Raw genomic sequence first — 14,316 nt, forward strand, 5'->3', positions numbered from 1 at the left:
ACTCCAACTATAATAAATCTATAAACTTATGTTTAAACTTATATATAAGGTTACTTCCTATAACAAATAGCACTGCTACAGTAATCCAAAATATAGCCATTTCCCTTGGTGCTGCTAAAATACTCTTATGGTAAAAGAAGCAATCCCTATATCCTTCAACAATATAAAATATAGGATTACACTTCATCACCATCTTAATAGATACAGGAAGTTTATCCATTGTCCATAATATAGGCGTTAAATACATAAGTATTCTCATTGATGCATTTACCATCTTCCTAACATCCTTAGTAAATACGTTTAATGAAGAAGTTATCATGGAAATTGATATAGATAATGCTACAATACACATTATGTAATAAAATACTTGGAGATTATATATACTTGGTGCCATACCTCGGATTAAAAACAAAAGATACACTATAACAAGCATAAAACAATGATTAAAAAGTTCTTTCAGAACAACTGTGGCTGGCAATATACTAATAGGAAATTTCATTTTCGTTATTACATTAATCTTAGAACTTATAGCATTTACACCTTTAGTTATACATGGTCTAATGAAGAACCATACTAAAAGTCCCGCAAGCATCCAATCTAAAAACTCTACACCACCTACCGGCTCTCCTCCTCTTATTCCTATTCCAAAAACAAACCAATACGTAGATACTTGAATCAATGGATTAAGTATATTCCATACAATACCTAATTTTGAATCCCTCATATCCGACAATAATTCATATTTAGAAATAGATAATATTCTATAAAGATTCCTTATATTTTCACTTACCACATAAATAATACTTTTCATAAAACTCTAGTCACCTATTTTGATTTTTTGTATTCTAATATAAACTTAACTTCATTATACAGTATTTTTTGTCAATTATAAGAACTAGTATTCGCTATATTTTTACATAAAAAAATTGCCACAACCTATTTTTTATAGTGACAATATCAAATATTTTTCATTTCTCATAATAAGTATCAAGTTCCTTATAACGGGAATTTTTTCATTAATATCGATATATGAACTGCAGATTTTTTTCATTACCTACAAATAAATTTGTAAATTTATTTTTTTAAATAAAATACAAAAAAACATCTTAGAATTTTTCCTAAGATGTTTTAATATTATTTATAATCAAAAATATAAAGAAATTTTTTATACTTCTTACATGATAAATAATCTTCTTTTTAGATATAGCAATTTTTACAAATGTCACTTTATTTCTTTTCTCTTCATAATACCGCTGTTTTCTATTTCCCAGTAACCTACCCTCATCATCAATAGTTATAACTGTTATATTAAAATACCTTCTCATTTCATTGAATATATCAATCAAATCATTATATTCATATGATGTCCCAAAATAAACCCATGGCATATAAATTAATATCTCTTTCTTTAAAGCCATCTCAATTTCCCCTTTATTTCTATATTGAATAAATAATATCACAAACTCAATAAATGTTTTGCCATATAATGTCACACACAAAAAAGGCTTTGGCAATAAATATGTACTTATTGCCAAAGCCTCTTATTAACTATATATTAAATTTATTTACATTATCACTTAACTTTTCTTTATTAACCTTCAGTGATACGTTAATATCTTTAATATCTTCTATTATATTATTTTGTACATCTATTGTTTCTGAAATACCTTTTATATCTACAGCAACCTTTTTAGATAAATGTTCTAACTTCTCAATTATTTCTTCTAAAAATCTCTTCTTGTTTTCTATTGAATTAATTTGATTTTGTATATTACTAACTTTATCTTGATTTTCTAATACATAATCATGAATTTCTCTATAGGCATTCTTTGTATTATTACCTATTTGCATTCTCTCTTCTGCTAAAGTTTGTATCTCTGATTCAATTGCATCAAATTTCTCATTTTCATTAATTAGATATTTAAGCAACTCTTTTATTTCTTTTACACATACTTGTGTCTGTGCAGATAAATTTTTAACCTCATTAGCTACTACCATAAATCCTTTACCTTCTTCACCAGCTCTAACCGCTTCAATACTTGCATTTAAAGCTAATAATTCAGTCTGTTCGGAAATACTTGATATGTTACTTGTTATATCCTCTATTGATTTTACACTACCTTTAAAATTATTAACTATATCTCCAATCTCTGAAATCTGAGTATTGGTCTTCTCTTCTATAACATCTAAATCATTAATAACTATTAGGCTATCTTTACTTATATCACTTGTTTTTTGCATATCTTGTGACGCCATTCCAATTTCCTTATTAATAAATTCAATATCACTTGACAACTCATTTACTTCTTCACGAACATTTTCTATATCACTTTCCAGATTTTCTACAGATACTTTTATAGATTTAGAAGCATTACGAATATTAGTAAATCCATTATTAAAGTTTTCAATATTATCAGATAATACAACTGTGTTATCTGATAAATCAGTTTCACTATCACTTATATCTCCAACCATATTGTTTAATGATAAAGCAACGTTATTTATAGATTCACATATATCCCCAATCTCATCATTTCTATATTTATCAAAAGCATTATAGACTTTAATATCTCCTCTTGATATCTTCTCAAGTTCTATAGATATAGTTTTCAATCTTGAAACAATATTTCTTATAAAATACATAAGTATAATAGAACAAATTCCTGTCATAACAATTACTATCGCTATAACATAAATAATTGCAGTTTTTCTTATACTAGTAATTGCACTATCATCAGTTACCTGTATAAGACTCCAACCTGTTTCCCCTACCTTATCAACAAAGCAATAACTTGTTCCTACATTCATTTTAAGCTTTCCTGCAGTTTTATTGCCTTTTACATAGTCTTTATAAATATTATGATAACCTAACTCTTTTATATCTTCTAAATTAGTTAAAATCTCTTTATCTATATACTTCTTATTTCTATGTGAAACAATATAACCATTATCATCTACTAACATTAAATAGTTACTATCATCACTATTCTTATTTAAGTTATTAATTTTAGATATTACTTTTGATAAGTTAATAGTAGCACCTGTAACTGCTATTATTTCATTATTATTATTATAAATTGGCTGCGCTATTGTTATAACAATTTGATCTGTATATATATCATACTGTGGCTCTATATATGTTAACTTTTTACTTTTTAATGGAGCCATATAGAACTCTTTTTCTTCAAAATTATACCCTTCACCCGGATCCCATCTATCACTAAAAATAGCTTGCTTTGTATCAGTATATACTACATACATAAAAAGTATATCTTCATTATCTTTTGTTAACAAATCAAACTTTTGTCGTAAATTTCTTAATATTAAAAAGCACTTATTTTAAATATCATTGGTGCAGTATATATATTTTTTCATATTAAACTCTGTTGCAGTTAAGTGGTGGTAAAACAGTATTGTACAACTTAATTTATTGAATATATTCATATATAAGTAATTTACCACTACTTAACTATAACAGGTATTAATATACGCTTCACAAGCATATATTTCCACTAGTATCTTGTCACCACCACTTAACTAGAACAGATACATATACGAAGTTTATTAACACATAATACCACCGCCACTGCTCGTCCAAAATCCTCCCAAAATAGAAAAAGCCACAAAAGAATTTATTCTTTCATGACCTTTCTTTTTAATCTTCTATTATACTCTTAACTTCCTCAATAGAAACCGAACATTCCTTTGCAATATCTTCTACAGATTTTCCACTATTATGAAGCTTAAATATTTTTCTTGTAAGTTTTATTCCCTCTTCTCTACCCTTCTCCCTTCCCTCTTCTCTTCCTTCTTCTATGAAAGTTGCTTGATCATGAAGGGCCATTTCTCTTGATAAATATGCTGCTCTTTCATTTTTATCCATGCTCATATTCATCAATATCTCTAATGCTTTATCAATATCTTTATTTGCTATAGCCATCTCCTCAATCTCCCTTCTTGATTCCCCTTTTATAAATCTTATCCATTGTGATAACTTATCGCCTTCATAAACTTTTTTTAGCTTTGTCATCTCTACAAAGTGTATTTCCATTATATCTGTTAGCATATATCCTTGATTTCTTTCCATCAAGTTATAAACACTATGATATGTATTACTTTTCGTAGCATCAAAGTCTACAATGTTTATACATATTGTTTTCTTTAGTCCTTTATACTTTTCCCCTATAAGCAATTGTTCTCCATACATCTTTGACCAATAATATAAACTACGTGCAGGCATATATATTGTTCTTGATAATTGTATTTCTATATCTACCTGTACACCTTTATCTATATTAGCTCTTATATCTAATATACTTTTCTTTGCTTCAATATTTTCCTTCATAATTTCACTGTTTAATATCTCTACTGATGTAATTTTTTCATTTAGTATTGATTCTAAAAGTGATATTAATAAATCTGAATTTTTAGGATTCCCAAAAATTCTTTTAAATACATAATCGTTCTTTGGCTTCATTAAAAATTGATCATTATTTGATATATTCACAGAACATCCTCCGTATTTAAATTTATCTTTAGTATAATCATTACCTTAATTATATATTAGTATACAAACTGATACAATATTACTATAATAGTTGTCACCACCACTTAACTATAACAGATACATATACGAAGTTTATTAACATATAATACCACCACTGCTCGTCCAAAGTGCTCCCAAAATAGAAAAAGCCACAAAAGTTTTTACACTCTTGTAGCTTAATTATTATTGAAAAATAAATTGATGCATACTATTTTTAACTTCTTCTATATTAAAAGTCATATAGTAAACTCCATTTATCATCTTACCTTCCCCTTGTTCATCAGTTGGAAATCTATTTTGTTCCAAATTTCCTGACATCAATGTACCTATATCTCCCATAAGAGATAACATTTCATTACTTGATATATTTGTTCTAACATATGGTAAAAAGTCTGATGCCAATGATGGATATTGTGATACAGGTTTTGATTTCATTTCATTAAAAATAGCCGTTAAAACTGTTCTATGTCTTTCAGTTCTTTTGTAATCTCCTCCAGTAGCATATCTTATTCTTGCATAAGCTAAAGCTTGTTTACCTGTTAACTTTTGAGTACCAGCAGAAGTTATTCCCGGTATGTATTGAATCTCCTCATCAGTTATATCAATATTTACACCACCTAATTTATCAATAATCTCAGGCATAGACGTAAAGTTTACTGCCATAAATTCTTTTACATTCAAATCAAAGTTTTCATTTAATGTTCTCATAGCAAGTTCAGGTCCACCAAAAGCATATGCATGGTTAATTTTATCATAACCATGATCTGCTATATTAACATATGAATCTCTCATTATAGAAGTTAATTTTAATTTATTATTTTTTGTATCTACTGTTAATATCATTATAGAATCAGATCTCCCGGCTTTTCCTTCCTCCGCATCAATACCATATAAAGCAATATTTCTTATATCACCATATTTTTCTTCTATCTCCTCATTAATACCTAAATCATCTTTCTTAATCTTTACATGATCGACTTTTCCTATCATATGTTTAACATAAAAAAATGTTCCACCTACTGCTACAACTGTAAGCGATAATAATACCCCTAAAATCCATAAAACTATTTTTTTCATATTGTTTTCCCCCATATTCCCTAAAAATATTTTAAAGCTATTTTCCTAAACAACATTTTTTATATTTCTTTCCACTACCACAAGGACATGGTTCATTTCTCCCCACTGATACCACTTTTTTTACTGGCATTATACTTAATGGTTTGCCTATTTCATTAAGTGTAAATCCTCTTTCTTGCCAAATCCTAATGTTATTATACAAATCTACATATGCCTCTTGAAACTCTTTTTCCTCTTTCTTATCTTTAAATTCTATTTTATTTATTCTAAATTCAATGCTAATATCTTGTACAATTATTTCTCTTTGTCTAGCAGATCTAACATTAGACTCAACTATTTCTTCAGCTTTCTGTCTATTCTTTATCTTTCTATCTATAAGATCTACCGCTTTTATAAATTCCTTAGTTTTTTCAACATAGTCTTCATCATAATACTTCATTAATTCATCCTTAGTAGGAATATAATAATTTTTTATCTCTATTACATCAAGTAACTCTTGAACAAATCCGTCAATAAGAAATATAGAATTACTAGTTATATAACCACTACATTCAATAATATCTGAATTAGCTCTTGCACATAACATTACATATTGCGTTAATTCATCATAATCTAATGGCTTAACATCATTAAATAACTCATTAAACAATTCTATAAAGAAACTAACTTCATAAACACCATATAAATTATTTGCTGCTGTTAGCGCATTCTTCACCAAATGATATCTTTTAACTTCATTACTTATATTGTTAATATCAAAATTATTTATTAATTCTTTTATATCACTAGCAACTTCATAAACACTATCAATATCTTTTAAATCAAAAAATGCATATCCAAGTCCCCACATTGCTGAAAGAATTCTAGCCTTGATATACTCATCACTGAATCCTTGTTCCTTCATGGCAAGTTTTAATTCTTCTATAATAACAATAAGTTCTCTTATATATTGATCCTTTTTCATTTCTAATGTTAATACTTCAGCTAATTCTAGCTTCTTTAATTTTGATTTTCCCTTTATTGGATACATCTTTGTTAACTTGTCTAATTCTTTTCTTGTTAAAGTGCTTAATTGTTGTTGCAAAGTTCTTTCTTTTCTCATTTTACCTTCTCCTAATTAATTATCCGTGATGCTATTATCATTATATATTAGTATTATAACTGATACAACTTGTCACCAATACTTAATTAGAACAGATTTATATATAAAAATCACTAACATATAATACCACACTTATTGCTTGTCTATAAAAATTCACACATATAAAAACCATAAAAAAATTATATATTAGTTTTGATATAGCCTTAGTAAAATATTTGCAAAATAAATACAAGAAGTTTTATATGATGTAATAATAAAAAAGGCATCGATAACAAACTTTCATATGTTAATACGATACCTTCTTTAATTTAATATTTTATTGTTCTTTTCCTAAACAACACTTTTTATACTTCTTACCACTTCCACAAGGACATGGTTCATTTCTTCCTACTATCACTTTAGGGTTAAACGGCTCCAATTTTTCTGATTTACGCAATTCATAAGGCGTAAAACCTTTATTTTGCCAAATTCTGGTGTTGTTATAAAAGTTCATATATACATCTACAAATCCTTGAATTTGTTTCATATTTTCAAATCTTATTCCTCTCAGTTCAAGTTCTATAAGAACACTCTCCATTTTACCCTCATGCCATCTAGCTATAAAAGTAATTTCTTCAAAAGTATCTTCAGCTAACTCTTTATCTTTAACCATTCTATAAATAAACTTTTTTAATTCCTTATATTGCTTATTTTCTTCAACATATTCTTCAGTATAATACTTCATTAACTCATCTTTAGTAGGAATATAATATTCTTTTCCTTCTCTTGCATGAAGCATATTTTCAAAATCCCCCGCACCAATAAATAAGGAATCACTAGCCAAATAAATTCCATGTTTAACAATTCCCGCTCTACTCTTCTCATGTAAATCTACATATCTATTTAATTCATCATAATCTAACGGTTCTACATCATTAAATAAGTCATTAAATAAATCTATTAAAAAGCTTATTTCATAAATACCATATAAATTAATACATGCAAACATTACTTTTCTTATAAGGTGATACCTTTCAATTTCATAACTTATACTATTTACATCAAAGTTATCTATTAATTTTGTTACATCTGATGCAATTCTATAATCTATTAATTCAGATTTAAACTCTGTTGCAACATAGCCTAGTGAACGCAACATTAAGCATCTGCTAATCTTAATAGAATCTTCATCTTCATGTTTTTCTAACATATCCATTTTTAACTCTTCTATAATTATTACAAGATCTCTTATAGTATCTTCTTTTTTCATCTCACTATTTAAAGCTTCTACTAATTCTTGCTTTTTCATTTTTGATTTTCCTTTTATAGGATATGTATAAGTCAATTCATTTAAATCTGTTTTAGTTAAGTTACTTAAATGTTCTAACAAAGTTATTGTTACATTTTTTTCTTTAAACATATTATTTACTCCTAATTAAATATAATTCTTAATTTATGTTCCATAACACGATCATTACCTTCATTATATATTAGTATGTAAATTGATACAAGATTAGTGAGGATATATAAATTCCATATTAGTAACCTGTTGCAGTTAAGTAGTGGTGAAATTAAGCCACTGCTTGTCACCACCACTTAAGTAGAACAGATTTATATATCAAACTTAACCAAATATAATACCCTACCATTACTTGTCCATCGAAGGTTATTTAATTATCACCACACAAAAATAATTGCTTTATAGAATATAGAAAAGAACTGATACACAATAAATAAACATTGTGCCTCAGTTTTTTATAGTGACTACGTAGAGGTACTTTATTTTCTCATTCTTGCTACTTCATTAATATCTAATCCAGTTTTTAATGCAATTGTTTCGTCATCTAGTATATCTAACAATTTCTTTGCTATTTCTATTTTTTCTTCTCTTCTACCTTCTTTTATACCTTCTTCTCTACCTTCTTCTCTACCTTCTTCTCTTCCCTCTTCAATAAAAGTTGCTTGATCATGAAGGGCCATTTCTCTTGATAAATATGCTGCTCTTTCATTTTTATCCATACTCATAGCTGTTAATATCTCCAAGGCTTTATCAATATCTTTATTTGCTATAGCCATCTCCTCAATCTCCTTTCTTGATTCTCCTTTTATAAATCTTATCCATTGTGATAACTTATCGCCTTCATAAACTTTTTTTAGCTTTGTCATCTCTACAAAGTGTATTTCCATTATATCTGTTAACATATATCCTTGATTTTTTTCCATCAAGTTATAAACACTATGATATGTCTTACTTTTCGTAGCCTCAAAATCTACAATATTTATACATATTGTTTTCTTTAATCCTTTATATTTTTGTCCTATAAGCAATTGTTCTCCATACATCTTTGACCAATAATACAAACTTCTGGCTGGCATATATATTGTTCTTGAAAGTTGTATTTCTATATCGACCTGTACACCTTTATCTATATTAGCTCTTATATCTAATATACTTTTCTTTGATTCAATATTTTCCTTAGTTATTTCACTATTTAATATCTCTACTGAAGAAATTTTTTCATTCAATATTGATTCTAAAAGTGATATTAGCAAATCTGAATTTTTAGGATTTCCAAAAATTCTTTTAAATACATAATCATTTTTGGGCTTCATTGAAAGCTGATCATTTTTTATTTCATCCACTAAAGGTTTCCTCCAACTTTAATTTTATCATTAGTATAATCTTTACCATTATTATATATTAGTATACAAATGGGTACAAGATTATTACTATTTATATATTTAAGTCAGAAAACAAATTGTTTCTGGCTTTTTTTAATTTTCATAAAATTCATATGTCAACTTTTCATCACATCCTCATATTTAAGAAGTGAAAGGAGTGATGTAAAATGGCATCAACAATTGCAATGAACAAAACTGTTCAATTATCTTTTGTAACAAATGATGAAAATGGTAAGGAGGTAACAAGTAAAGTGACCTTACCTAATCTTAAGTTAGACGCTAACTTAGATGATGTAGCTACTATCATAGATAGCTATGCTGAGCTTAGGGAAGGATCTTTATCCAACACTACCATTGTAGATGAAAGTTTATTAATTAAATAATAAGGGGGAATAATAAATGAAAACTTTAGTTATGAAATTTGTCACTGAAACTGGAACAAAGGTATCTATAAATGTACCAAAAGTAAAAGATACTGTGGATGACACAAAGATAAAAGAATTTATGGAGCTAGTAAAAGAAAAAGCTGTTTTCACTTTTAAGGGTGGAGATATAATTGCTATTGATAGTGCTAGCTTAACTGAAACTACAACTACTGATATTGCACTTTAGTTTAAAATATTTATTATATTGAAAAAGAGAGGATTGATTTATATGAAATTAACAGTTAAAGGTTTTAAAAAGGTGAATAATGCAGATACTAACACTGTAGAGGATAAAAGTATTATAAATAAGGAATTAGATGTGCCTCCTATAGTAGGTTCGTTATTTTCTCTTATAGCTATCTTTATATTCTGTATTATTAAAGTAGCTAAATTCTTTGGTCTATTTAAAGATGCTAAGATATCTATTAACTCAGCAGATGAAATTTAATACTTATCTATTTTAATCACTCATCTATCTTAATTACTTAATCAAAGCCAGAAACTCAAAGAGAAGTTTCTGGCTTTTTCTTTTTCATATTTTCTAACCCAAAAGATCTCAAAGTGGATTAGTTATTAACACTTCTAGTTTTCCTTCAACTGTGTAGGTTCCTAATGATGCTGGTAGTAGTATACTATCGCCTTTTTCAATAGTCTCTGTATAACCATTTCCCATAACTGTACCACTACCATCTACTATAGTTAAGATAACAAAGTTATCACCATTAGTACTATTAGTGTAACTACTATCTATTGCGCATTTATCAATAGAAAAATATTGATTTTTGCATAGAGTTGTAAATTTATATCCTGATTCTTCTTTATAATGTTCAATTAACTTTTTAGGACTTAATGAAAAATCTATAACTTCTAAAGATTTTTCTACATGTATTTCTCTTGGTCTTCCATAATCATATACTCTATAGGTAATATCACTATTTTGTTGAATTTCAGCTATTATAAGTCCTGCACCTATAGCATGTACAAGACCACTGTTTATTAAAAATGCATCGCCTTTTTTTACTTTAATTCTATTTAAACAATGCTCTACAGTGTTGTTTTTTATCGCTGCTTCAAATTCTTCTTTAGTACAGCCATTTGTACCAACAATAAGCTCTGCACCTTCTTGTGCTTCTACTACATACCAAGCTTCTGTTTTACCAAAGGAATTCTCTTTTATCTTTGCATATTCATCATTAGGATGGACTTGCACTGAAAGATTTTCATTAGAATTTATAAGTTTAACTAGTAGTGGAAACTTTTTAGATGCATATTTTTCACCTAAGATTTCTTCACCATTACTTGCAATTAGTTTATCAAAACTAATTCCTTTAAATCTTCCATTGGCTACAATGCTTGTACCATTTTCATGACAAGCAACATCCCAACTTTCTCCAATATTCCCCTCTGGTAAGTTGAATCTAAAAGATTGTAGATCTCTGCCACCCCATATTTTTTCGTAATATAGATTTTCAAATTTAATTGGATACATATAGTTCTCACAATTATTACTCTATATTTAGTATATTTTATTAGAGCGTATTTGCTATATAAAAAAATAACTTATAATTGAAACTAAAATAAATGCATCTTAAAATGTGACTAAGGTTAAAGCTGCTGTATATGATACAAATATAAAATCAAGTCATTTAAACAATCATTATCTTTTAAATACCCTTGAAAAAATAGTACTTATGAATCACGAAATTATTAGTAATGAACTTGATGAAAAAAGCCAAGTATTAATTGAAAAAGTTGAAGAAATGGAAAAAGAAATAGATTCTAAAAATAAAGAGATAGAAAATCTTAAAAATGAATTAGAATTTTTAAAAGGGATTATTTCAAATAAAAATAAGAAAATATTTGGAGCATCTAGTGAGCAGGTAGATGCTAATCAATTATGCTTTTTTAATGAAGCAGAAAAACATAGTGATTCAAAAGTAGAAGAACCTACGGTTGAAGAAATTACATATAAAAGAGCAAAGAAAAGTAATAATACTGGTAAAAAAGATAACCTTGCTAATTTAGAAAGAGTAGTTATAGAACATAAATTAGAAGGTAAAGATTTAATCTGTAGTGAATGCGGAAATGAATTAATAGAGATCGGGGTTAAATCTAAAAAGGAAGTACTTAAGTTTATTCCTGCTAAATTAATAGTGGAAGAACACGTAGTGTACAGCTACGCTTGTAAATCATGTGAAAAAGAAAATATGGATAGTAAAATTATTTCAGCTGAAATGCCTAAATCTGTTTTTTATAACTGTATGGCTTCTAAGGAGTTAATCGCTCATACTATTATTCTTAAATATCATCACGCTATGCCATTATATAGACAACAGTCTTATTTTGATATGATGGGTGCCACCCTTAGTCGTCAGACTTTATGTAATTGGACTATGTCAGCAGCTAATGTATTAGATCCGATTTATAATCACATGAAAAAGGAACTTCTACGTAGAAATTATATTCATGCTGATGAGACTACATTGAAAGTAATCAATGATAATGGTAAGAACTCCAAGTCTAAAAAATATATGTGGTTATATATGAGCGAAACTAATGCAAAGCCGATAATTCTTTATGATTATCAAAATACGCGGTCTAGTTCATGTCCTAAGGCTTTTCTTGGAGAATATAGTGGATATCTACAGACAGATGGATATTCAGGATATAATTCCGTAAGCGAAGCTACTAGGATATATTGCTTAGCTCATATACGAAGAAAATTCTATGAAATAATAGAAAATCTTGATGAAGAAGCCCTAAAAAAATCTCGTGGTGTAATAGGGTTTAATTATTGTGAGCAAATTTATAAACTTGAAAAAGAACTGAGAGAAGCTTATGCTTCTAATGAAGATTTTTATGATATTAGATTTAACATAAGAAAGGAAAAGTTAGCTCCTATTATAGATAACTTTATTGAATATGTTGAAACTGAAATAAAAGATGCACTGTTAGGGGAAGTCCTTTAGGTAAAGCATTAGATTATGCTAAAAAACATTTACCTGGGCTAAAAAATGTGTTGTTAGATGGATCACTTGAAGTAGATAATAATGCTGCTGAAAGAGCTATTAAACCTTTTGTTATTGGACGTAAGAATTTCTTATTTGCTAATACTGCTAAAGGTGCAACAGCTAGCGCTAAGCTTTATAGCATTATAGAAACAGCTAAAGCTAATAAGTTAGTAATAGAACGATATTTAGTTTATCTTTTCGAGAACTTAGTAGATCTTGATATCACTGATAGCGAAAACTTAAAAAGATTAATGCCTTGGTCAAATACTCTTTCTAATAACTTGAAGACAAAAATAAAGGAATAAAAATATCCCGATAGGGTTTATCACTTTGATTTACCCTACGGGATATTTTAGTATATTTTTCAAAACTGTTAAAGGTACCAAAACTTTGACGCTTACGTTTTTACACTATTTCCTGTGTCTATAAAATTTATTTATTCAGATTTAAAATTTGCTTGTTCTTTTTCTTCGTTTTTCTTTCCTTTCCTGCTGCTGACGATACCAATCATCTTTTGCTTTAATAGTATTTTGCATTCTTAGCGATTCCAAAAAGTACCTGTCATAACCTTATCTTGAGTTCCTGCTATCGTTTGTTGCTTTGATCGTAAACCTAATAAATAATCAATTTTACATTGAAATGCTTACTTATGATTACACATTCTTCCACAGTAGTTTGGCAACGTTTATTAATTAAATCATTAAAACGTTCTTCCTTAATTCTTAACTCGTTAGCAATATAATATGGCATTAACAACTTTTCATCTACCAATTTTTCTATATTTTCACAATAATAATATTTACCCATTCACAAATCTTTGTCTCAACCATAATTATAATATATCCAACATTACTATTGGTAATAAAATTAACATTAATCCTTTATTTGACAATATTCTACTAATCAAAATTTATTTATTTTTTTCAGTGAATTAAGCATTTATTAACATCTAATCTGTATAGTCATTAACGAGGAGGTTTTTATATATGAACCAGTTAATAAATGTATGTAAGCGTCAAAGTTTTGGTACCTTTTATCAATTAAAAAAATATATTAAAATATCCCGGTAGGGCGATTTAAAGCCCTATCGGGATTTATTTATTTCTTGATTTTGACTTTTAGATTGTCAGGAAGATTATTTGCCCAAGGCATTAGATTTTCTAAAGCTTCGCTATTATCAGAATCAATATTTAGTAAATTATCGAAAAGATAGACCAAATATTTTTCTACAACAACTTTATTAGCTTTAGCTGTTTCTATAATACTGTATAACTTAGCACTAGCTGTTGCACCTTTAGCAGTATTAGCAAATAAGAAGTTCTTTCTTCCAATAACAAAAGGTTTGATAGCTCTTTCAGCAGCATTATTATCAATTTCTAGTGATCCATCTAATAATACATTTTTCAGTCCAGGTAAATGTTTTTTAGCATAATCTAACGCTTTACCTAATGGACTTCTTGGAAGTGCATTTTTTATTTCAGCTTCAACATATTC

At 27.7% G+C, this 14,316-nt stretch carries 16 protein-coding genes and 1 pseudogene; 6 read left to right on the plus strand and 11 right to left on the minus strand.

Annotation, left to right across the window (positions count from 1 at the left end):
* Positions 1–7: 7 nt before the first annotated feature.
* From KQI30_RS02600 to KQI30_RS02635, 8 genes are all read right to left on the minus strand, one after another.
* Positions 8–811 carry an ABC transporter permease gene (locus KQI30_RS02600; protein WP_216461600.1) on the minus strand — a complete coding sequence of 268 codons (804 nt, stop codon included), beginning with the start codon at positions 809–811 and terminating at the stop codon, positions 8–10.
* Positions 812–1,118: 307 nt separating this feature from the next.
* Positions 1,119–1,418, minus strand: coding sequence for a hypothetical protein (locus KQI30_RS02605; RefSeq protein WP_216461601.1), 300 nt, complete (start codon positions 1,416–1,418; stop codon positions 1,119–1,121).
* 130 nt (positions 1,419–1,548) lie between these two features.
* Positions 1,549–3,294: a methyl-accepting chemotaxis protein gene (locus tag KQI30_RS02610; protein WP_216461602.1), complete on the minus strand. Its 1,746-nt coding sequence runs from the start codon at positions 3,292–3,294 to the stop codon at positions 1,549–1,551.
* 361 nt (positions 3,295–3,655) lie between these two features.
* A complete protein-coding gene (locus KQI30_RS02615) occupies positions 3,656–4,507 on the minus strand; it encodes an Rpn family recombination-promoting nuclease/putative transposase (protein ID WP_294346003.1) in 852 nt (283 codons plus the stop codon).
* A 222-nt stretch (positions 4,508–4,729) separates the two neighbouring features.
* On the minus strand, positions 4,730–5,623 hold the full coding sequence (locus KQI30_RS02620; RefSeq protein ID WP_253287352.1) for an LCP family protein: 894 nt from the start codon (positions 5,621–5,623) through the stop codon (positions 4,730–4,732).
* 37 nt (positions 5,624–5,660) lie between these two features.
* Positions 5,661–6,725, minus strand: a complete 1,065-nt coding sequence (locus KQI30_RS02625) for a YecA family protein (protein ID WP_216461604.1) — start codon at positions 6,723–6,725, stop codon at positions 5,661–5,663.
* A 316-nt stretch (positions 6,726–7,041) separates the two neighbouring features.
* Entirely contained in the window at positions 7,042–8,124 is a 1,083-nt protein-coding gene (locus KQI30_RS02630) for an SEC-C metal-binding domain-containing protein (RefSeq protein ID WP_216461605.1), read from the minus strand.
* A 359-nt stretch (positions 8,125–8,483) separates the two neighbouring features.
* Positions 8,484–9,347: an Rpn family recombination-promoting nuclease/putative transposase gene (locus KQI30_RS02635; RefSeq protein WP_367397821.1), complete on the minus strand. Its 864-nt coding sequence runs from the start codon at positions 9,345–9,347 to the stop codon at positions 8,484–8,486.
* 206 nt (positions 9,348–9,553) lie between these two features.
* On the opposite strand from KQI30_RS02635, the gene KQI30_RS02640 reads away from it, so the two are divergent.
* From KQI30_RS02640 to KQI30_RS02650, 3 genes are read left to right on the plus strand one after another with little or no spacing between them, the layout of a single operon-like run.
* Positions 9,554–9,769 (plus strand): DUF1659 domain-containing protein, encoded by a 216-nt coding sequence (locus KQI30_RS02640; RefSeq protein ID WP_216461606.1) that lies wholly within the window; start codon positions 9,554–9,556, stop codon positions 9,767–9,769.
* 16 nt (positions 9,770–9,785) lie between these two features.
* Positions 9,786–9,998: a DUF2922 domain-containing protein gene (locus KQI30_RS02645; protein ID WP_216461607.1), complete on the plus strand. Its 213-nt coding sequence runs from the start codon at positions 9,786–9,788 to the stop codon at positions 9,996–9,998.
* Between the two features lie 42 nt (positions 9,999–10,040).
* A complete protein-coding gene (locus KQI30_RS02650) occupies positions 10,041–10,259 on the plus strand; it encodes a hypothetical protein (protein ID WP_216461608.1) in 219 nt (72 codons plus the stop codon).
* A 108-nt stretch (positions 10,260–10,367) separates the two neighbouring features.
* Here the strand turns inward: KQI30_RS02650 and manA are convergent, their stop codons facing one another.
* Positions 10,368–11,300 carry a mannose-6-phosphate isomerase, class I gene (gene manA, locus KQI30_RS02655; protein WP_216461609.1) on the minus strand — a complete coding sequence of 311 codons (933 nt, stop codon included), beginning with the start codon at positions 11,298–11,300 and terminating at the stop codon, positions 10,368–10,370.
* A gap of 106 nt (positions 11,301–11,406) precedes the next feature.
* On the opposite strand from manA, the gene tnpC reads away from it, so the two are divergent.
* The 3 genes and pseudogenes from tnpC to KQI30_RS02665 all read left to right on the plus strand — a co-directional run bounded on the left by tnpC (position 11,407) and on the right by KQI30_RS02665 (position 13,127).
* On the plus strand, positions 11,407–12,780 hold the full coding sequence (gene tnpC / locus KQI30_RS02660; protein WP_216461610.1) for an IS66 family transposase: 1,374 nt from the start codon (positions 11,407–11,409) through the stop codon (positions 12,778–12,780).
* Positions 12,781–12,818: 38 nt separating this feature from the next.
* Positions 12,819–12,881: pseudogene (locus KQI30_RS17485) on the plus strand (hypothetical protein); the annotation flags it as partial.
* A 12-nt stretch (positions 12,882–12,893) separates the two neighbouring features.
* The gene (locus KQI30_RS02665; RefSeq protein WP_367397823.1) at positions 12,894–13,127 is read left to right on the plus strand and encodes a transposase domain-containing protein; all 234 of its coding nucleotides are present in this window, start codon (positions 12,894–12,896) and stop codon (positions 13,125–13,127) included.
* Positions 13,128–13,434: 307 nt separating this feature from the next.
* On the opposite strand, the gene KQI30_RS02670 is transcribed toward KQI30_RS02665, so the two are convergent.
* Positions 13,435–13,629 (minus strand): hypothetical protein, encoded by a 195-nt coding sequence (locus KQI30_RS02670; protein WP_216461612.1) that lies wholly within the window; start codon positions 13,627–13,629, stop codon positions 13,435–13,437.
* 291 nt (positions 13,630–13,920) lie between these two features.
* Positions 13,921–14,316: IS66 family transposase (locus tag KQI30_RS02675; RefSeq protein ID WP_253287353.1), on the minus strand; the 396-nt coding region annotated here is incomplete at its 5' end.

The sequence above is a fragment of the Clostridium bornimense genome (assembly GCF_018917145.1).
Classification (GTDB): domain Bacteria; phylum Bacillota; class Clostridia; order Clostridiales; family Clostridiaceae; genus Clostridium_AN; species Clostridium_AN bornimense_A.